18 protein-coding genes and 1 riboswitch are annotated in these 20,507 nt (G+C 64.7%); of the genes, 2 read left to right on the top strand and 16 right to left on the bottom strand.

Translation table 11 applies throughout. From position 1 onward, the window contains the following. Positions 1-42: 42 nt before the first annotated feature. From kdpC to ACZZ0O_RS10185, 10 genes are all read right to left on the bottom strand, one after another. Positions 43-696: a potassium-transporting ATPase subunit KdpC gene (gene kdpC, locus ACZZ0O_RS10230; RefSeq protein WP_463590713.1), complete on the bottom strand. Its 654-nt coding sequence runs from the start codon at positions 694-696 to the stop codon at positions 43-45. A gap of 3 nt (positions 697-699) precedes the next feature. After that, positions 700-2,748, bottom strand: coding sequence for a potassium-transporting ATPase subunit KdpB (gene kdpB / locus ACZZ0O_RS10225; RefSeq protein ID WP_463590712.1), 2,049 nt, complete (start codon positions 2,746-2,748; stop codon positions 700-702). An 8-nt stretch (positions 2,749-2,756) separates the two neighbouring features. Beyond that, positions 2,757-4,571, bottom strand: coding sequence for a potassium-transporting ATPase subunit KdpA (gene kdpA, locus ACZZ0O_RS10220; RefSeq protein ID WP_463590711.1), 1,815 nt, complete (start codon positions 4,569-4,571; stop codon positions 2,757-2,759). Between the two features lie 15 nt (positions 4,572-4,586). After that, positions 4,587-4,679 (bottom strand): potassium-transporting ATPase subunit F, encoded by a 93-nt coding sequence (locus ACZZ0O_RS10215; protein WP_006452907.1) that lies wholly within the window; start codon positions 4,677-4,679, stop codon positions 4,587-4,589. A 1,173-nt stretch (positions 4,680-5,852) separates the two neighbouring features. Continuing rightward, positions 5,853-7,433: a CocE/NonD family hydrolase gene (locus ACZZ0O_RS10210; protein ID WP_463590710.1), complete on the bottom strand. Its 1,581-nt coding sequence runs from the start codon at positions 7,431-7,433 to the stop codon at positions 5,853-5,855. A 743-nt stretch (positions 7,434-8,176) separates the two neighbouring features. Beyond that, complete coding sequence (thiL, locus tag ACZZ0O_RS10205) at positions 8,177-9,151, bottom strand: thiamine-phosphate kinase (protein WP_463590709.1); 975 nt, start codon at positions 9,149-9,151, stop codon at positions 8,177-8,179. A 107-nt stretch (positions 9,152-9,258) separates the two neighbouring features. Beyond that, positions 9,259-9,741 carry a transcription antitermination factor NusB gene (gene nusB, locus ACZZ0O_RS10200; RefSeq protein ID WP_115553019.1) on the bottom strand — a complete coding sequence of 161 codons (483 nt, stop codon included), beginning with the start codon at positions 9,739-9,741 and terminating at the stop codon, positions 9,259-9,261. After that, a complete protein-coding gene (gene ribH / locus ACZZ0O_RS10195; RefSeq protein ID WP_055850871.1) occupies positions 9,738-10,202 on the bottom strand; it encodes a 6,7-dimethyl-8-ribityllumazine synthase in 465 nt (154 codons plus the stop codon). Before ribH ends, nusB begins: the two co-directional genes overlap by 4 nt. Before the next feature lie 242 nt (positions 10,203-10,444). Next, positions 10,445-11,584: a 3,4-dihydroxy-2-butanone-4-phosphate synthase gene (ribB, locus tag ACZZ0O_RS10190; protein ID WP_311239502.1), complete on the bottom strand. Its 1,140-nt coding sequence runs from the start codon at positions 11,582-11,584 to the stop codon at positions 10,445-10,447. Next, on the bottom strand, positions 11,581-12,183 hold the full coding sequence (locus tag ACZZ0O_RS10185; protein WP_463590708.1) for a riboflavin synthase: 603 nt from the start codon (positions 12,181-12,183) through the stop codon (positions 11,581-11,583). Before ACZZ0O_RS10185 ends, ribB begins: the two co-directional genes overlap by 4 nt. A 168-nt stretch (positions 12,184-12,351) precedes the next feature. Then, positions 12,352-12,527, bottom strand: a riboswitch (FMN riboswitch). A 220-nt stretch (positions 12,528-12,747) separates the two neighbouring features. Between ACZZ0O_RS10185 and ACZZ0O_RS10180 the strand changes: the two genes are divergently transcribed. After that, complete coding sequence (locus ACZZ0O_RS10180; protein WP_055850863.1) at positions 12,748-13,371, top strand: hypothetical protein; 624 nt, start codon at positions 12,748-12,750, stop codon at positions 13,369-13,371. Positions 13,372-13,622: 251 nt separating this feature from the next. Here ACZZ0O_RS10180 and ACZZ0O_RS10175 read toward each other — a convergent pair whose 3' ends face one another. From ACZZ0O_RS10175 to ACZZ0O_RS10150, 6 genes are all read right to left on the bottom strand, one after another. After that, positions 13,623-14,054: a hypothetical protein gene (locus ACZZ0O_RS10175; protein WP_323518913.1), complete on the bottom strand. Its 432-nt coding sequence runs from the start codon at positions 14,052-14,054 to the stop codon at positions 13,623-13,625. A gap of 191 nt (positions 14,055-14,245) precedes the next feature. Then, the gene (gene ribD / locus ACZZ0O_RS10170) at positions 14,246-15,340 is read right to left on the bottom strand and encodes a bifunctional diaminohydroxyphosphoribosylaminopyrimidine deaminase/5-amino-6-(5-phosphoribosylamino)uracil reductase RibD (RefSeq protein WP_463590707.1); all 1,095 of its coding nucleotides are present in this window, start codon (positions 15,338-15,340) and stop codon (positions 14,246-14,248) included. Continuing rightward, entirely contained in the window at positions 15,337-15,813 is a 477-nt protein-coding gene (locus ACZZ0O_RS10165) for a GNAT family N-acetyltransferase (protein WP_228324133.1), read from the bottom strand. The genes ribD and ACZZ0O_RS10165 overlap by 4 nt, the downstream gene beginning before the upstream one ends. A gap of 4 nt (positions 15,814-15,817) precedes the next feature. Then, a complete protein-coding gene (gene nrdR, locus ACZZ0O_RS10160) occupies positions 15,818-16,342 on the bottom strand; it encodes a transcriptional regulator NrdR (protein ID WP_005997276.1) in 525 nt (174 codons plus the stop codon). A gap of 144 nt (positions 16,343-16,486) precedes the next feature. Then, positions 16,487-17,740, bottom strand: a complete 1,254-nt coding sequence (gene glyA / locus ACZZ0O_RS10155; RefSeq protein WP_115561295.1) for a serine hydroxymethyltransferase — start codon at positions 17,738-17,740, stop codon at positions 16,487-16,489. A gap of 191 nt (positions 17,741-17,931) precedes the next feature. Further along, on the bottom strand, positions 17,932-18,453 hold the full coding sequence (locus tag ACZZ0O_RS10150) for an RcnB family protein (RefSeq protein ID WP_463590706.1): 522 nt from the start codon (positions 18,451-18,453) through the stop codon (positions 17,932-17,934). Positions 18,454-18,679: 226 nt separating this feature from the next. Here ACZZ0O_RS10150 and ettA point away from each other — a divergent pair, with 226 nt between their 5' ends. Then, positions 18,680-20,341 carry an energy-dependent translational throttle protein EttA gene (gene ettA / locus ACZZ0O_RS10145; protein ID WP_055850852.1) on the top strand — a complete coding sequence of 554 codons (1,662 nt, stop codon included), beginning with the start codon at positions 18,680-18,682 and terminating at the stop codon, positions 20,339-20,341. The last annotated feature ends 166 nt before the right edge of the window (positions 20,342-20,507 follow it).

Here is a 20,507-nt window from a genome sequence, read left to right as displayed (position 1 = left end):
TCGGGAATCGGGAATCGCAAAGCCTACAGTGGCCTGATGCGCTTAGCGCTTTTGCTTCACCCCATTCTCTATTCCCGTTTCTCCATTCCCAGCCTGATCCAACGCAAGATTCAACGCCAGCACATTCACCCGTGGCTGGCCAAGCAGACCGAACTGTGGCGCTTCGGTGGCGGCTTGCAGCAGTGCGGCGACGCGTTGCTCTGGCCAGCCGCGTGCGGCGGCGACGCGGCGTACCTGCACCTGCGCGCCCGCAGGGCTCAGATGCGGGTCCAGGCCGCTGCCGGATTGGGTCAGCAACTCGCTCGGCACCGCATCCGGTGCAATCCCGTCGCGTGCGGCGACCTCCGCGCGCGTAGCGGCGATGCGTGCCTGCAGGTCAGGATTGGAGCGCGCCTGATTGCTGCCGGCGGCCGCAGTGAGGTCGTACTTGGCGGCCGATGGACGCGGCTGAAAATAGCGCGCAGCGGTGAACGGCTGCGCGACCAAGGTCGAGCCGACCACCCGCGTGTCCTGGCGCAGCAACGAGCCGTGCGCCTGGGCCGGAAACAACGTGCCGGTGATGCCGGTGGCGATCAGCGAATACGCCAGGCCCAAACCGAACAGGATGAACAGCGCGAGGATCACCGAGGCGCGTAACGCACCGTCATCGCGCAACGGCAACGCAGTGGAATAATGATTGGCGGAAGACGTGGTCATGGCTCAGGCACCCAGGGTGGCGACAAGCGCCAGATCGATCAGTTTGATGGCGGCAAACGGCAGCACGATGCCGCCCAGCCCGTAGATCAGCATGTTTCGGCGCAACAAGGCGGTGGCGCTGGATGGACGAAACCGCACGCCACGCAAGGCCAGCGGAATCAACGCCGGAATGATCAGCGCATTGAAGATCAGCGCCGCCAGCACCGCATGCCGCGGGCTGGACAGCTGCATCACGTTGAGTGCGGCCATCGAGGGAATCGCCGCGGCAAACAACGCCGGCAAAATCGCGAAATACTTCGACACGTCGTTGGCCAACGAGAAGGTGGTCAACGCACCGCGCGTGATCAACTGCTGCTTGCCCACTTCGACCACCGCCAGCAGCTTGGCCGGATCCGAATCCAGATCGACCATGTTGCCGGCTTCCTTGGCCGCCTGCGTGCCAGAGTTCATCGCCAGGCCCACGTCTGCCTGCGCCAGCGCTGGAGCATCGTTGGTGCCGTCGCCCACCATTGCAACTAGCCGCCCGCCGGCTTGCTCGGCACGGATGCGCGCCAACTTGTCTTCCGGGCGCGCTTGCGCGATGTAATCGTCCACGCCGGCTTCTGCGGCAATGGCGGCAGCGGTGAGCGGGTTGTCGCCGGTGATCATCACCGTCTTGATGCCCATCGCACGCAACTGCGCGAACTTTTCCTTGATTCCCTGCTTGACCACGTCGCTCAATTCGACCACACCGAGCACATGCCGTCCTTCGGCGACCACCAGCGGTGTGGCGCCGCCGCGTGCGACTTCTTCGATACGCCCGCTCAACTCCGGCGACACCGTGGCGCCCTGTGCCTGCACATACGCCACGATGGCATCGCCGGCACCTTTACGAATCGCGCGGCCGGCCAGATCGACACCCGACATGCGCGTCTGCGCGGTGAAAGCGATGAAATCCGCAGCTTCCGGTTCGACGGCCACGGCACCTTGTTGGCGCGCGAGTTTGACGATGGACTTGCCCTCCGGCGTGGGGTCGGCCAGCGAGGCCAGCATCGCGGCATCGCGCAGCTGCGCACGGTCGATACCGGCCAGCGGATGAAACGCGGTGGCCTGGCGGTCGCCGTAGGTGATGGTGCCGGTCTTGTCGAGCAGCAACACGTCAACGTCGCCAGCCACTTCCACCGCCTTGCCGGATTTAGCCAGCACATTGGCCGACAACGCCCGGTTCATGCCGGCAATGCCGATCGCCGGCAACAGGCCGCCGATGGTGGTCGGGATCAGGCACACCAGCAATGCGATCAGCAGCAGCGGATCCAGCGTGACACCGACAAAGCCTGCGATCGCCGGCAGCGACGCCACCACGATCAGGAAGGTCAACGTCATTGCGGCCAGCAACAAAGTCAGCGCGATTTCGTTCGGCGTCTTCTGTCGATTGGCGCCTTCCACCAGCGCGATCATGCGATCCAGAAAGCTGTGGCCGGGTTCGGCCGTGACCTTGAACACGATCTCATCGGACAGCACCCGTGTGCCGCCGATCACGCCACTGCGATCGGTGCCGGCTTCGCGCAACACCGGTGCCGATTCGCCGGTCACCGCCGCTTCGTTGATGGTGGCAAGGCCGCGCACGATCTCGCCATCGGCCGGGACGAATTCGCCTTCGGACACCATCACGTAATCGCCCGGACGCAGCTCGGCCGCCGGCACGCGAGTTTCGCGCCCACCCAATGCGGTTTCGACGCGGCGCGCGATCAGGTCCTTGCGCGCACGGCGCAAAGATGCCGCCTGCCCACGGCCACGCGCTTCGGCAATGGCTTCGGCAAAATTGCCGAACAACACGGTGACAAACAAGATCACCGTCACTGCCCAGCCAAAACCGGCATTGCCATAGCCGCTGGCGGTGATCACCGCGGCCAGCAGCGTGCCGCCCATCACCACCGCCATCACCGGGCTACGCAGCAGATGCCGTGGCGACAGCTTGATAAAGGCCGCACGCATCGCTGCGATCAGCACCGCAGCATCGAATAACGCTGCGTCACCGCGCTCGCGTTTTTCAGTTGTATCGATCGTAGACATGCTCATTCTCAGGACGCCGCCAGGGCGAGGTGTTCAGCGATGGGGCCCAGCACCAGTGCCGGCATGAACTGCAGCACGGTCAGCACGAGCACGATCGCCATCAAGGTCAGCGCAAAGGTGGGTGTTTCCACCTGCAGGCTGCCGGCCGATTCGGGCGCGCGCCGCTTTACCGCCATGCGTGCAGCCACCATCAACGGCAGGATCAATGCCGGGTAGCGGCCCAGGACCAGCACCACCGAGCAACTCAGATTCCACCAATACGTGGCATCGCCTAGCCCTTCAAAACCCGAGCCGTTGTTGGCGAAAGCCGAGGTGTACTCGTAGAACACCTGGCTGATGCCGTGGAAGCCCGGATTGGAATTACCGGTCAATGCCGGCACCGCCAGTGCCACCGCGGTAAAGCCCAGCACCACCAGCGGCTGCAACAAAATCAGCAGTGCCAGCAATTGCACTTCGCGCGCTTCGATCTTGCGGCCGAACAATTCGGGTGTGCGCCCAGTCATCAAACCGGCCAGAAACACGCTCAATAACAGGTACACCACAAATTGCTGCAGGCCACAGCCGATGCCGCCCCAGATGGCATTGATCAGCATATCCACCAACGTGACAAGCCCACTCAGCGGCGCCAGCGAGTCGTGCATTGCATTGACCGAGCCATTGGACGTCTGCGTGGTCAACGCCGCCCAGAGCGCGGAAGCATCGGCGCCGATGCGCACTTCCTTGCCTTCCATCAAGGCCGGCGAGGCGGCGCTGGCCGAATGCGCTTCGGACCACACCAACAAGGCCGTGGATGCAGCCGACATCGTCAACATGGTGCCGAACACCAAGGCCGTGAGTCGCTTGCGCCCGGTCAGATAGCCGACCATGAACACCACGCTCATCGGCAGCAGCACCAGTGCCAGGGTTTCCAGCAAGTTGCTCAACGGCGTGGGGTTTTCCAATGCCACCGAACTATTGGGGCCATACCAGCCACCGCCGTTGGTGCCGAGCTGCTTGACCGCCACCATCGCCGCCACCGGTCCCACCGGAATGGTCTGCGTGGTCATGCCGGCGCTGCTGTCCAGCGGCGCTGCCGTCGCGGCACCTTGCAGCGTGGATGGCACGCCTTGCCAGCCGAGCAACATGGCCCACACCAGAGACAGAGGCAACAGCACGCGCACGCTGGCACGGATGACGTCGGCCCAGTAGTTGCCGACATCGGCCTCGGGCAGCGCCTCTGCGCCAGACGTTGGCTGCCGCCCTGCATGGCGCGCCAACGCCGTCTCCTGCTCGTCCTCATCGGTCATTCCTGGCCGGGCGCTCGCCGTCGCGTCCGATGCCGACGCGCCATCGGACACGCGTGCGACGGCGCGCCCACCGAACAACGCGCGCAAGGTTGCTACCGCCAACGCCAGACCCATCATCGGCGTTACCACCTGCAGGCCGACGATGCCGGTCATCTGCGCCAGATACGACAGCTGCGCCTGGCCGGAATAATGCTGCTGATTGGTATTGGTGAGGAACGACACCATGGTGTGCAGCGCGGTATCCCAACGCATGTTGGGGATGCCATCCGGGTTGAACGGCAGCCACGCCTGGGTCATGAACACGCCCCAGGTCAGCAGCCCGACCACCAGGTTGCTGAGCAGAAACGCGATGGTGTAGCCGCGCCACGACATGCCCTGCTGCGGGCGGGTGCCGAGCAATGCGTACAACGGCCGTTCGATCCAGCCGAACAGCGCATCGCCACGCATCGGCGCACCGCGCATCACTGCCGCCAGATACCGGCCAAGAGGCCACGCCAGCACGATGGCCAGCGCATAAACAAGAAAGGTTTCACTCATTGGAGCGCACTCGCATCAGAAGTCTTCGGGCCGCAGCACCACGTACAACAGGTAGGCGGCGGCAACGAGTACGGCCACGCCGCACAGCAGGGACAACCAGGCAGGCATGTCGGCTACTCCCCGTGACGCGCACAAGGGCGCAAGGCCGATGCGCTGCGCGCGGGCGCATGCGGCAGCTGCATGACAACAGGGCAAGGCGCTGCCGCACCGCGCGCGCAGCGCCGATGGAGCAGACAGGTCAAGGGATGCATCAGGATCGTCCACAGCGGAACCGCTCCGCCACTGCGCGCAGTCTCGTCCCGAGCTGCGTAAAGTCGCTATGGACATGCCATGGGCACCGCGTAAATTCCGCATAAAAGCGGCCGAGCGGTGGTTGGTCGAGGCGGTTGGTCGAGGCGGTTGGTCGAGGCGGTTGGTCGAGGCGGTTGGTCGAGGCGGTTGGTCGAGGCGGTTGGTCGAGGCGGTTGGTCGAGGCGGTTGGTCGAGGGCGCACTGCCCTGGCCGGTTCCGGGACACGCCGTGAATCCGTCCGTGGAGGCTCGGTGGCGGCATCCATGCCGCCACACGGTCCCGGAACCGGCCAGGGCAGTGCGCCTGTCGAGTTGGTTGCGTGCGGATGGAACGGTGACACGCAGTGGCGCAGATAGATGACGTTGTGGGGTTGATTGAGCTGATGCGGCTGACGACTCAGCTACAGACGTAACGACATGATTGCTGTACGTGAGTACATTCTTTTTATATGTGGGCTCTTCCCATAAAAAAGCGAGGAGTAGAAACTCATCTGCTCTCCACAGCACCGCACGCGAACGACGCCCTGCTTTTAACCATGCATACCGACATTCTCGAATGGCCCTTGCCCGCCCACCGTCGCGGGACCTCACGCGGCATGGATGCCGCGTAAGAGCCTACAAGGACGTACTTGCGGCGTGTCCCGTGATGGTGGGCGGGCAAGGGCCCTGCAGCGACCGCACAGATCACCGGCTTCTCGCCGTCGCTCATCGAACGCAACGACATGCAGAGGTGCGAGCGCACTTTGGCAGCATCTGAAAACCCAAGCCAGTGTGATCGCAGGACGCGTTGCCCTACCCGTTAGCGAAATACACCATCAACCGATCACTCAAAGCTCCCTAGCGGCATCCATGCCGCCAAGTGGCCACGATAAAATCCCACTTGTTCGCAATCTGCACACGAGCCACGCAAGCGCAGTCGCAAGACGAAAACGCTTCCTGGCAATCATCCATCTGGTGCATTGAAAACGAAAGCCAGTGTTGCCCTGACGCCTTACCGCAGCGGTACGCTCAACACCGATGGCGTTGCCACCGGCGAGGTAAACGTCACCGTGCCGCCGCTATCGCTTGCGTCGGTGTAGCGCGCATCGCGGGTATCGATGACCAGCACCAATCGCTGTCCTGCAGGGATTTCGGCGGCGGCGGCCTGCAGCGACCAGTCCAGGGTCACCGCGCGGCCGGGCGTTGCATCGCGCAGCGAGTACGGCGCATGCGTGATCAACGAGGCAATACCCAACGCATCCATGCGGTACAGATACGCAAACAGGCTCACCTTCGATTGCGTAGGCACCACCGTGATGCGTAAGGACGGACTGCCCGCCAGCTGACGCACACCACTAGCCGGCGAACCAACCCACACCGCCGCGCCAACGCGCGTGACCAGCGGAATCGAGGTGGTCACCGGCAAGCCAAAGCCTTGCAACAGGCCGCTGACCAGCACCACGCCCGAGTCGGCCAGGGTCGGCACGTCGGTGGCAATGCGCGATTGCCATCCGCTGGCCGTGCCAGCGATCAATCCGCCGGTGGGGCTGAGCAGCCCGGCCGGTGCAGATAGACCCAGGCGCGTGGTGCCTTGCTGCACCGATGCCCAATCCGGATACGTCAGCCATTGCCCGGCGCGCGGCGATAACCGCACCGGCGCTTCGGCATCCACACCATTGCGCACTTGCTTGAGATGGCGATCGAACCAACGCGTGGCCGCGGTATAAACCTCGTTGGGCAGGCCCAAGGCACCGGGCAGTTCCGTGGTGGCGTGATCGCCCTGGCTCAGCAGCAGTTGCTTGGGCCCGCGCAGCTGATTGAAGAAGGCGATGGTTTGATTCGGCGGGAACAAGCCGTCGTTGAAGGCATTGCCCAGCAGCACTGCGGTGCCGCGCGCGTTGAGCGCGGCCACGTCGGTGACCGGGCTGCGCGAGGCCGCCTGCGGCAGGAAGCCCTGCACCGCACCATCGAAATCGCCCTGCGCCACCTTCGCGCCGATCTGCGCCAGATCTGGGCCCGCACGTCCGGTCAACGCGCCCGCGCCGACCAGCAACCCGACGCCTTGCTGGCTGACGGTGCGATTGGAATAAAGCGAGGCCTCCAGATCGGCCCAGCCACTGAGCGCAGCCACTGCCTTGATGCGCGGGTCGCGCTCGGCGGCCAGCAGGCTGATGCCCGCGCCATAGGAGATGCCGGACGCGCCGATCGCATTCGGATTGGCCGGCGTATGCGCCAGCGCCCAATCGATGACCGCACTGACGTCTTCTACGGTGTCCGGCCCGGCGATGTCGATCTGCCCGGCCGAATCCCAGAAACCGCGCGAGGTGTAGCTGACGACGACATAGCCATCGCTAGCCAGCTGAGTGGCGCGGCCCAGATATTCCAGATTGGGCAACGACCAACTGGCCGGCATCACGATCAGCGGAAACGGCCCACTCCCCTGCCCCTGCGGCACCAGCACCAGCGCCCCCATCGGCGCGCCATCCCAGCCGGGGATGCGCTCGTAGGTCTTGCTGAAGGCGCCTGCCACGGCCGATGCCGACGACACCAGCAACGCCACCGCGGCGATGCCACGGATCCAAACCTTGTTCATGCTGCTCTCTCCCAAGCAAAGCCGGGCCGGGATAGCCCAGCGGCAACTGCCATGCATCCGTGGTGCGGGGGAGAACCCGGCGAACGTACCAGACGGTACGGTATGGGTTCAAGGCGGGGATTGGGGATTGGGGATTGGGGATTGGGGATTGGGGATTGGGGATTGGGGATTGGGGATTGGGGATTGGGGATTGGGGATTGGGGATTGGGGATTGGGGATTGGGGATTGGGGATTGGGGATTGGGGATTGGGGATTGGGGATTGGGGATTGGGGATTGGGGATTGGGGATTGGGGATTGGGGATTGGGGATTGGGGATTGGGGATTGGGGATTGGGGATTGGGGATTGGGGATTGGGGATTCGGGATTCGGGATTCGGGAGGCGGGAGGCGGGAATCTGATACCGCCACTGAGGCACGGGCGTTGAGCCGCCGCGCCGCCGACACAACCGCCCTAGTCGATACATGCCCTCAGGGCGCCACTGCGACCGAATCTTTCAGAGGCATAGCCGTGCTGCAACCAGCGCGATATCGCGTGGCCGTTTTGTCTTCGCGAAACACATCGGCAGGACGGGTGAGGCCCAGAATCTCGCCCCGCAGCACCGCACTCGGCAACGCAGGCAGTTCGGGACGCGCCCTACCACGCTCGCCGATGCGCATCGCCCGGCTGGCACCGCCACAGCGAACACACCGCCCAGCGCCAGCTTTCGTGACCCGTCAGCGCAGCAGCACCAGCCGCTACTCCCTCAACCGACGAAGTGCTGATACCCACGCAGTGGGGGTTGCCAGGGATGGCCGTCGGCGTCGTGCACCACCACGCCTGGTGCGGCAACGATCTGGCCGATGCGCGTGGCAGCCACGCCGGCAAACGCCATCGCCTGCAGCACGGCATCGCGGTGCTGTGGGGCAGCGGTGAAACACAGTTCGTAGTCGTCGCCGCCGCCCAATTGCCAGCCGATGCACTGCAACGCGCTGATTCCGTCGCTGCACGGCATCTGCGGCAAGCCAGTCAACGTCAGGTGGGCGCCCACACCACTGCGCTCGCACAGATGGCCCAGATCGGCTAGCAGGCCGTCGGAGACATCCACGCAGGCATGGGCAAGCCCACGCAGCCGCAATCCTGCCTGCACACGCGGCTGCGGACGCAGCAGCCGGCTGCGCCATGCTTCATGCAACGGATCCGCCGCCACACGCGTGACATCCAACGCGCCGGCCTGCCACAGCGACAACGCCGCCGCCGCTTCGCCCAGCTGGCCGGTCACCCACACGTCATCGCCCACGCGCGCGCCATCGCGACGCAGCGCAGCCCCCGGCGGCACGCTGCCGATCGCGGTGACCGCGCACGACAATGGCCCGCGCGTCGTGTCGCCGCCGACCAACGCGATGCCATGCGCATCGGCAAGCGCGAAGAATCCATCGGCAAATGCGTCCACCCACGCCAGATCGTCGTGCGGCAAGGACAGCGACAAGGTGCACCAGCGCGGCTGCGCGCCCATCGCGGCAAGGTCGGACAGGTTGACCGCCAGCGTCTTCCAGCCCAGATCGTCGGCATGCGTTTCGTGCGGAAAATGCACACCGGCATTGAGCGTGTCGGCAGTGATGGCCAGCTGCTCGCCGGCCGGCGGCTGCAGCAACGCCGCGTCGTCGCCGATGCCCAGCGGCACATCGGCACGCGCGGCGATGCGCGTGCGCAGACGCGCAATCAGATCGAATTCGGGCATGGCAACGGGAATCGGGAATGGAGAATGGAGAATCGCAAATGCGGCGGGTGGTCGCGAGCAGTGGGGCTCTTCACGATTCCCCATTCCCGACTCCAGATTCCCGCGGCTCAGGCGCCGCTGACGCCGCCCGACTCGACCTTGCGCCACTCCACCGCAGCGCGATCCAGCACGCCGTTGACGTAGGTGTGCCCGTGTTCGGAGCCGAAGCGCTTGGCGGTTTCGATCGCTTCGTTGATCACCACGCGGTATGGCACGTCCTGCCGATGCAGCAGCTCAAAGGCGGCCAGACGCAGCACCGCACGCTCGATCGCATCGACCTCTTCCACGCCGCGATCCAGATACGGCGTCAACGCAGTATCCAGCTCGGCGCGATGGGTGAGCACGCCTTCCACCAGGCTTTCGAAGTACGCCAGGTCGGCCACTTCGTGCGCCTGCTCATGCGCAAACTGGCCGATCACCTGCTTGGCGAAACCGCCCGAGATCTGCCAGGCATACACCGCCTGCAAGGCGCGGCGGCGTGCGCGTGAGCGCAGCACCGGGTCGATGCCGTCGCGACGGCTGTGACGGGCATGTCCACCGGACTTGCTCATGGCAACAACTCCATCAAATTCACCAGTTCCAGTGCGGCAAGCGCGCATTCCTCGCCCTTGTTGCCATGGCTGCCGCCGGCACGCGCCTCGGCATCTTCCACCCGCTCGACCGCCAGCACGCCATTGAGCACCGGCACGCCGGTCTGCAATTGCACGCTCATCAGGCCTTCAGCGCATAGGTCGGCCACATGTTCGTAGTGGCGGGTATCGCCACGGATCACGCAGCCCAGCGCGATGATCGCGCCGTGCTGGCCGGACTGCGCCACGCGGTTGGCAGCGATCGGAATTTCCCAGGCGCCCGGCACGCGGATCACGTCGATGGCGTCCTCGCCGACGCCGTTGCCGGCCAGGCTCTGGCGTGCACCGGCAACCAGCACGTCGGTGATACGGGCATTCCAGCGGCTGGCGATGATCGCAAAGCGCGCGGTGGTGGGGCGAAGATCGCCTTCGTAGTGGGTCATGCGGGTCGGCAACTCGAGGGGGCGGGAAGTTTAACAGCTGCCGGGCCCAGGCCCGGCCGACATCTGAGGCAGCGGCCCGCCGAAGCAGGCACTGCCGGGCGTCCTGGACGCCCTGGTGCACCAGCTGCAGCGCGTTGTGCCAGCGGCATGCGGTTGTCTACGGGCCACGGGCGACATCACCGCCACCCGCTCCTTCGACGCCCGCACCCGCTAGCCACCACGTGCTGCCGGGACTGGATGCGCTACGGCACCGCTGTCGGCGGCACCGAACGCACCGCTTCGCCCGCGTGGCATTCCAGATACTCCACCACTTCCAGCCCGAAGCCGGCCAGGCCGACCTGGCGGCGCGGGGTGCCCAGCACGCGCAGCTTGCCCAGGCCCAGTTCGGCCAGGATCTGCGCGCCGGCACCGTTGCGCCGCCACTGGCTGACATCCTTGGCGTTGGCGGAAGCTTCGGGCTGCTGACGCAGCCGCGCCAACAGCGACTCGCTGTCGCGCGGTGCCGACAGCACCACCATCACGCCCTGCCCTTCGGCAGCGATCGCACGCAAGGCATCGGTGGCGGCCACGCCGAAATCATCGCGCTGCCAATGCAGCAGATCGGCCAGCGGGTTTTCCACCTGCACGCGCACCAGCGTGGGGGTGTGCGGATCGGCCGCGCCGCGCACCAGCGCAAAGTGCAGGTCGTGCGCGATGCGGTCGCGGTAGGTCACCAGTTTGAACGGCCCGAACTCGGTGGTGATGTCGCGCTCGTCCACCCGCTCGACGGTGTGCTCGTTGGCCAGGCGGTACGCGATCAGATCGGCGATCGAGCCCATCTTCAGCCCATGCTCGCGGGCGAACACTTCCAGCTGCGGGCGGCGCGCCATGCTGCCATCCGGGTTGAGCACTTCCACCAGCACGCCGGCCGGTTCCAGCCCCGCCAGCATCGGCAGATCGCTGGCGGCTTCGGTGTGCCCGGCACGGGTGAGCACGCCACCGGGCTGCGAAATCAGCGGGAAGATGTGACCCGGCTGACTCAGGTCCTGCGGCTTGGCATCCGGGCGCACCGCGGTCCGCACCGTATGCGCACGGTCGTACGCCGAAATGCCGGTGGTGACGCCTTCGGCCGCCTCGATGCTGACGGTGAAGTTGGTCTGAAACTGCGCGGTGTTATTGCGCACCATCGGCGCCAGGCCGAGTTGTGCGCACCGCTCGCGCGTCAGCGACAGGCACACCAGCCCGCGCGCGTGGGTCACCATGAAATTGATGTCCGACGGCTTGACCAGCTCGGCGGCCATGATCAGATCGCCCTCGTTTTCGCGGTCTTCGTCATCGACGATCACCACCATGCGCCCGGCACGCAACTCTTCGATCAGCTCGGGAACCGGCGCGAAATTCATGCCTCACCCCGCGTGCCGAGCAAACGTTCGACATAGCGCGCGACCAGATCGATTTCCAGATTCACCGCAGCGCCCACCGCAGTGGCCGCAAACGCGGTATTGGCGACCGTGTGCGGAATCAACGCCACTTCAAAGCCATCCTGGTCCACTTCGTTGACCGTGAGGCTGACACCATCCACGCAGATCGAGCCCTTCTTGGCCACGTAGCGCAACACCGCCGGTGGCGCCGCAAACCGCCAGCGCTGCGCGCGCGCGTCCTCGTGCACCGATTGCACCTGACCCAGCCCATCGACGTGGCCACTGACCAGATGCCCGCCGAGGCGGTCGGTCGGGCGCATCGCACGTTCCAGATTGATCACCGCGCCTTCCGGCAACGCGCCCAAGGTGGTCAGCGACAGGGTTTCGGTGGATGCATCGGCCTGAAAACTGATCGCGTCGAACGCGATCACGGTCAGGCAAACGCCATTGACCGCGATGCTTTCGCCCAATTGGACTGTGTCGAACGGCAAGCTGCCGACAGCGAAGGTAAACCGCACATCGCCACCCTGCGGTTGACGCGCCGCCAGACGGCCGACGCCTTCAATGATTCCAGTAAACATCAGCGCGCCCCCGTTTGCAGTAGCGATCGGGGTGAGTTGGCGCGATGGAAGGTCGCGATGCAACGCGACAGGTGATGCAAAGACATAGTCGTTTCTCGCAGAAGTTGAGCGAAAAACGCCGCAAGGCAAAGCAAACAGGCGCGCGCACAGCCGCAAGGGCTGCGCGTTGGCCGTCTTCTTTCATCCGGACTATACCGTCGGCTCCGGCATCGGACCGGATCTGCTGACCTTCGCACCACGCCCGGCACATAACGCCCCGGGCACCGCTGCGAAGCGCTCGCGGGCTCGCACGCTTGCACGTGCCTACCGCCGGTGGGGAATCGCACCCCGCCCTGAAGACGTTCGTAAGTACCGGCGAACCGGCCGGCGCAGTTTAACAGCGCGCATCGGCGCCATTGCTGACCACCAGCTAAGGCCAACAGGACGCTGTGTCGTGTCAGGAATTTCCCCATAGCCAGTTTTGTGAAGAGTCTGTTAAATTGCGCGCCGCGGCGGGAGACGTCGCGCTTTTTTCCAGCCTGCAACAGGCCGGAAGACACGGACATCAACTCAGAGAGAACACTTATGCGCACCACCCTGATTCTGGCTGCCCTGCTGGCAGCCACCCCGTTTGCCGCCGCTGCTGAAGGCCTGAGCTACAGCTACGTCGAAGGCGGCTGGAACCGCACCGAAATCACCGTGAACGGCGATTCGGACGATCTCGACGGCGGCTACCTGCGCGGTTCGTGGAAGATTGCCGAGCCGGTCTACCTGCTCGCCGGCTACCAGCGCGCCACCAAGGATTTCAACCTCGGCTCTGGCTTTGTGCTCGAAGGCACCTTGCAACAGGCCAGCTTCGGTATCGGCTATCGCCAGGAAATGACCGAGCGTGTCGAGTTCATCGCCGACATCAGCGTGCTGCGCTCCAAGGTCGAATCCGACCTGCGCCTGCGTGGCCGTTCGATCGACGACTCCTCCGACACCAGCAGCCTGGGCTTCGGTAACCTCGGCCTGCGTGGCAAGCCCTCGCCGCGGACCGAAGCATGGATCAAGGCCGGCTACATCGACGGCAGCGACGTGGACGAAGGCGAATTCGTCGGCACCCTCGGCGGCCAGGTGAACTTCACCCCGACCTGGGGCCTGGTCGGCGAAGTCCAGTTCATCGACAACGCCAATCAGTACCGTGTCGGCGTGCGCGCAAGCTTCTGATCGACGCGCTGCAGCTACAAAAAAGGCTCCGCTTGCGGAGCCTTTTTTGTGTCCGGCCACTCCCGGCGCGATTAGGGTGCCCCTGAAGGCAAATGCGTTTCGCCACGGCTGCAAGCACCACCAGCAGAATGGGCGGTGGAAGCCGCGTCTCTAGCGCCTGCAACATCGCACGCACGCTTGCTGCGATTTGCATCCAGAAACGTCCAGAACCCGGAGCATGCCGTCGACCACGACACCAACGCAGCATCCTGCTACTGATTGATCGTGGTTTCGATGACATCGACGATCTCACTGACGGGGATCGTGAAAACTCCAGCGTTGCCTTCTTCAAAAGCAGTCCGCCAGGTTGTGTAGCCCTCCAGATACTCCGGGTTCACCGCGGCCTGGCCGACAAGCGTCGTGACGGAGCTTTCGAGTGTCGTTCTGGACACCGGAGAATGCGGCAACTCCGTTGAGATGGCGTTGGGCGCACGCGCATTTTTTACCCGAACGTCGCGAACGCTGATATGGAACACTTCGCCAATCTTCGGTTCGATCTCGATCCTGTTGATCTGCAGCGTCGATCCCGGCTCTTCGGCCCTGTTGTGGTACTCCCAAACTTGCCCTTCCGCAAACTGCCGGGCTTGTGCAGTGTCCATGGTCATAGTGAGAAATCCGATGACAAGAAGGAAAGTGAGCTTCATCTAAAGAGGCTTAAGAGCACGTGTTGGTCGGCAGTGTCTAACCGTCGTCTGCATCGTTGGTCCTTTCGGGCCCGCCCTGCCCCCCGGCAGGCTATGCATTCGGTAAGGTCACCCTCAAGCTTCAACGCTTACAGAACACGTGAGCTACAGAATCAGCAGCCTGCAACGTTCTCTTGCACCAGAGCTACCGCTCATTCAACGGCACCAGGCAGATAGCGCAGCCTCAGGTCCTGGCCAAGTTGGCGCACATCGGCCAGATGCAGCGTGCGACGCTGCGCCATGGTGTCGATGCCAAGCCCGGCCAACAACGGTCTGGCGGCATCGCCCAGCACCACCGGCGCCAGATAGACCAGCAGTTCGTCGACCAGACCAGCTTCCAGCAGCGCGCCGCTCAGGGTTGCGCCGGCTTCTGCGTGCACTTCGTTGATGCCGCGCTCGGCCAGCAACGCCAACACCGCTCTCAGATCGAAGCGACCGTCGTGCAGTGGCATCCCGACGAACTCGGCGTTGTGCAGCGGCGTCGCTGGTGCAGCGTTGCCATGCAGATAGAGCGTGGGTGCATCGCCCTGGCGAATCTTCTCGCACCCCACGGTGCGCAAGCGCGCATCCAGCACGACCCGCAACGGCGGCACGAAAGGGGTGTCATCGCCCAGCCGCACCGTCATCGCCGGATCGTCGGCCAGCACCGTGCCGGCACCGGTCAGGATGGCACCGGCACGCGCGCGCCAGCGTTGCACGTCGGCACGTGCGTCTGCACCGGTGATCCACTTGGACTCGCCGCTGGCCAGCGCAGTGCGCCCATCCAGGCTGGCGCCCAGCTTGACCCGCAGCCACGGACGGCCACGCTCCACCCGCGACAAAAATCCACGATTGAGGTCGCGCGCCTGCGCCTGCAGCACGCCACTGATCACCTCGATCCCCGCCTCGCGCAGCAGCGCGAAACCACCGCCGTTGACCTGCGGAAACGGGTCGGCCATCGCCGCGACCACGCGCGCCACGCCAGCCTCGATCAAGGCCAATGCGCACGGCGGCGTGCGCCCATAATGTGCGCACGGCTCCAACGTGACATACGCGGTCGCTCCGCGTGCACGCTCGCCGGCAGCGTGCAGCGCAAACACTTCGGCATGCGGGCCACCGGCACGTTGATGGAAGCCTTCGCCCACGCACACGCCATCGCGCACGATCACGCAGCCCACCATTGGATTGGGCCGCGTGGTGTAGGCACCGCGTTCTGCCAGGCGCAGTGCCTGCGCCATCCAGCGGTGGTCGTCGGCCGTCACGTTCATTGCGTTGCTCCCTCCGGCGCGATGGCCATCACCACGATCTGCATCGGGCCAAGCAACAGCTCGGCATGCGCGTGCCAGCCAAGCCGCTGATAAAACGGCACCAGCGCCGGTTGGCAATACAGATACAGCAGCGGCACCTTCAATTGCGCAGCCGCACGCACGCAGTGCGCCACCAGTGCTTCGCCGATGCCCTGCCCGCGTGCCTGCGGCTGCACGTATAGCGATGCCAGCCAGGGCGACCATTGCCGGATGCGGCCATCGTCGTTCTCCAGCAGGCTGACCGAGCCGAGCCAGTGCGATTGATCGAGCGCAACCCAGGTGGTGGGAATCACGCCATCGCGGGTATGACTGCGCAGTTCGCTCAACGCTTCGTCGATGTTCCAGTCCGGCAACAGACTGCCGAAGGCCTGCAGATGCGCCTGCGCGATGGCAGGCAAATGTTCTGGCGTGTCCGCCACGCAGGCGATGCGCATGCGCTCAGCGCTTACCGGGTTTGCCGGCACGTTCCAGCGCCGCTTCCAGCAACGGCAATTGCTCGCTACCGACCGGAAGCTCGCGTTCGAGCTTTTCGATTTCTTCGCGGAAGTCGGCTACGTCCTGAAAACTGCGATACACCGAGGCGAAGCGCACATAGCCCACATGGTCGAGTTTGCGCAGCTCGACCATCACGTATTCGCCCACGCGCAGCGAACCCACTTCGCGCTCGCCGGACATGCGCAGCTGATGCACCACCGCGCGCACCGCCGCTTCGATCTGCTCTTCGGACACCGGGCGTTTCTGCAGCGCGCGGTCGAAGCTGGTGCGTAGCTTGCGCGCGTCGAACGCCTCGCGCCCGCCATCGCTCTTGACCACCGTCGGCAGTTTCAGTTCGATGGTTTCCAGGGTACTGAAACGCTCTCCGCACGCCTCGCACTCACGGCGCCGACGAATCGTCGTGCCGTCTTCGGACACCCGCGAATCGATCACGCGGGTGTCGTTGTGCTGGCAAAAGGGGCAGTGCATCAGCGGAGCCGGGACCGGGGACCCGGGACGCGGGACGCGGGGAAAAGCAAGGAGCGCCCGTTATCCAGTTGGACAGGCGCACGCGCAAACACGGGAAACACGGCTTTCCCGTGTCCCCAGTCCCCGGTCCCTGGTCCCGGCACCTCAGCCATACACCGGATACTTCTTGCACTGCGCAGTCACTGCGTCGCGCACCTTGGCCAGCACTGCTTCGTCGGCCGGTGCGTCCAGCACGTCGGCGATCCAGTTGGCCAGGTCGATGCTGTCCTGCTCCTTGTAACCGCGCGTGGTGATGGCCGGGGTGCCCAGGCGCAGGCCCGAGGTCACGAACGGCGAACGCGGGTCGTTGGGTACTGCATTCTTGTTGACGGTGATGTGGGCCTTGCCGAGCGCGGCCTCTGCATCCTTGCCGGAGACATCGCGGCCGATCATGTCGACCAGCATCAGATGGTTCTCGGTGCCGCCGGAGACGATCTTGTAGCCGCGTGCGATCAGCGTGTTGGCCATGGCCTGGGCGTTCTTGACCACCTGCTGCTGGTAGGTCTTGAAGGCTGGTTCCAGCGCTTCCTTGAACGCGACCGCTTTCGCCGCGATCACGTGCATCAACGGGCCACCCTGGATGCCGGGGAACACGATCGACTGCAGCTTCTTCTGCAGCTCTTCGCTGGCGCCCTTGGCCACGATGATGCCGCCGCGCGGGCCGCGCAGGGTCTTGTGGGTGGTCGAGGTGACCACGTGCGCATGCTCCATCGGACTCGGATAGACGCCGGCGGCAACCAGGCCGGCCACGTGCGCCATGTCGACGAACAGATACGCACCCACACTGTCGGCGATGGCGCGGAAGCGCGCCCAGTCGATCTTCTGCGAGTAGGCTGAGAAACCGGCCACGACCATCTTCGGCGTGTGCTCGGTGGCCAGGCGCTGGACCTCGTCGTAATCGATCAGGCCCTGCTCGTCGACGCCGTACTGCACCGCGTTGAACAGCTTGCCGGAGACATTGACCTTGGCACCGTGGGTCAGGTGGCCACCATGGGCCAGACTCATGCCCAGGATGGTGTCGCCGGGCTGCAGCAGCGCCAGATAGACCGCCTGATTGGCCTGCGAGCCGCTGTGCGGCTGCACGTTTGCGTAGTCGGCACCAAACACCTGCTTGATGCGGTCGATCGCCAGTTGCTCGGCGATGTCGACAAACTCGCAACCGCCGTAATAGCGTTTGCCCGGATAGCCTTCGGCGTATTTGTTGGTCAGCTGGCTGCCCTGGGCCTCCATCACCAGCGCGCTGCAGTAGTTCTCGCTGGCGATCAGTTCGACGTGATCCTCCTGGCGGCCAACTTCAGCGGCGATGGCCTTGGCCAGTTCGGGGTCGTAGGTTTCCAGTCGGACGTCGCGCGAGAACATTCGAAGCTCCGGGGCAGCTGCAGCCAGTAGGGCCGCCGATTGTAAGCCCCCGCCGCACGGGTGACCAATCGCGCTGCTGTTGCGGCACTGCGCCCGGTCGGCCGGCGCGCGGCACAAACGACAAAGGCGCACCGAAGTGCGCCTTTGTGTGATGACCGGCCCGATTGCTCGGCGAGCAACCCGGTGTCTGCTCAGTTGTTGAGGACCAGGTCGGCGATGACGCCGGTGGCAATGGCGACCAGCAGCAGATTGCCGGTGTTGTCGCGCTGCCAACGGTAGCCATACGGCGGGCGACGCAAGTTGTAGCGGTCATAGTCGTTCACAACATAGACCGGCCCGTGATAACGCTGGCCACGGGCCCAGTACGGGCGCGGCGGCGGGCCAGCGCGATAATAGCTAGGGCGATCGTAGACATAGACCCGGTTGCGGTCGTAGCGACGGTCCTGATAGCGGGCGTCGCGATAGCCCTCGCGGTAACCATTGCCGTAATAGCGGCGGTCGTCGCGACGTTCAGCCCGGCGGTCATCGCGCCAATCGCGACGGTCGTTGCCCCAGTTGCCGCGATGATCGCGGCCGCGGTCGTGGCGATCGTCGCGGTCATGCCCGCGGCGGTCGTGGTCGCGGTCCCAGTCGCCGGCGAACGCAGCCGGGGCCATGGAGCCCAACGCCAGGATGGAAGAAAGCACAACAGTGACGATGCGATTGCGGTTCATGACCAGCTCCTGTTTGCGATGTCGCAATTTCATTAAGACGCTGCTCGCCTTAACGCATTCTTGCTGGAATCGATTACGAAAACGCCTATTCAGGTAATAGGTAGGCTGCCGTTTAGCTACACGCCCGTCTGCCGCGGCCCCGGGCACTTGCCCGTATAATCGCCGCAATCCCTTTTCCGCCGCCTCCGGCCTCGGCCGGCGGGCTGCCTGCGTCCACGGAGCACCCATGTCGCAATATATCTACACCATGAACCGCGTCAGCAAGGTGGTCCCGCCCAAGCGGCAGATCATCAAGGACATCTCGCTGAGCTTCTTCCCGGGCGCCAAGATCGGCCTGCTGGGCCTGAACGGCGCGGGCAAGTCGACGGTGCTGAAGATCATGGCCGGCGTGGACACCGACTTCGAGGGCGAAGCCCGTCCACAGGCTGGCATCAAGGTCGGTTATCTGGCCCAGGAACCGCAGCTCAACCCCGAGCACACCGTGCGCGAGGCGGTGGAAGAAGGCGTGGGCGATGTGCTGCAGGCCCAGGCCGCGCTGGATGCGGTGTATGTGGCTTATGCCGAAGAAGGCGCCGATTTCGACGCGCTGGCCAAGGAACAGGAACGCCTCGAAGCGATCCTGGCCGCGGGCGATGCGCACACCCTGGAAAACCAGCTGGACGTGGCCGCCGATGCGCTGCGCCTGCCGCCGTGGGAAGCCATCGTGGGCAAGCTGTCCGGTGGTGAGAAGCGCCGCGTGGCGCTGTGCCGCCTGCTGCTGCAGAAGCCGGACATGCTGCTGCTCGACGAACCGACCAACCATTTGGACGCCGAATCGGTGGAGTGGCTGGAACAGTTCCTGGCGCGCTACACCGGCACCGTGGTGGCGGTGACGCATGATCGCTACTTCCTGGACAACGCCGCCGAGTGGATCCTGGAACTGGACCGCGGCCGCGGCATTCCGTGGAAGGGCAACTACACCGACTGGCTGACCCAGAAGGACGAGCGCCTCAAGCAGGAAGACAACCAGGAAAAGTCACGCCAGAAGGCGATCCAGAAGGAACTGGAATGGTCGCGGCAGAACGCCAAGGGCGGCCGCACCAAGGGCAAGGCGCGTCTGGCGCGCCTGGAAGAACTGCAGTCGGTCGATTACCAGCGCCGCAACGAGACCAACGAGATCTTCATCCCGCCGGGCGAGCGCCTGGGCAACTCGGTGATGGAGTTCAAGAACGTCTCCAAGAAGTTCGGCGACCGTCTGCTGATCGACAACCTGTCGATGATCGTGCCGCCCGGCGCCATCGTCGGCATCATCGGCCCCAACGGTGCCGGTAAGTCGACCCTGTTCAAGATGATCACCGGCCAGGAAAAGCCCGATTCCGGTGAAATCGTGGTCGGCCCGACCGTGCAGCTGTCCTACGTGGACCAGAGCCGCGATGCACTGGAAGGCAACCACAACGTGTTCCAGGAAATCGCTGGCGGCCTGGATATCCTCAACATCAACGGTGTGGAAATTCAGTCGCGCGCCTACATCGGCCGCTTCAACTTCAAGGGCCAGGACCAGCAGAAGATGGTCGGGGCGCTCTCCGGTGGTGAGCGCGGTCGTCTGCACATGGCCAAGACGCTACTGCAGGGCGGCAACGTGCTGCTGCTCGACGAACCGTCCAACGATCTGGACATCGAAACGCTGCGTGCGCTGGAAGATGCGTTGCTGGAGTTCCCGGGCAACACCTTCGTGATTTCGCATGACCGCTGGTTCCTCGACCGTATCGCCACGCACATCCTGTCGTTCGAAGGCGACTCGCATGTGGAGTTCTTCCAGGGCAACTACCGCGAGTACGAAGAAGACAAGCGTCGCCGTATGGGCGATGACGCGGGCCCGAAGCGTCTGCGCTTCAAGGCGCTGAAGTAAGCGCGTTCAAGTTGTCACGATCAGGGCGCCGCTAGGCGCCCTTTTTGTTTGTGGGGTTGGAGGCGGCGGGTGTGGATGTGTGTGGTGCTGTTTGGTGTGCGGGTGTGTGACGCGTTGGCGCAGGCAACGCTGGTACGCGGCGTATCTGAGCGATTACGCGGGCGCT

The sequence above is a fragment of the Xanthomonas sp. AC360 genome (assembly GCF_979258225.1).
This window is presented reverse-complemented; position numbering and strand designations above follow the sequence as displayed.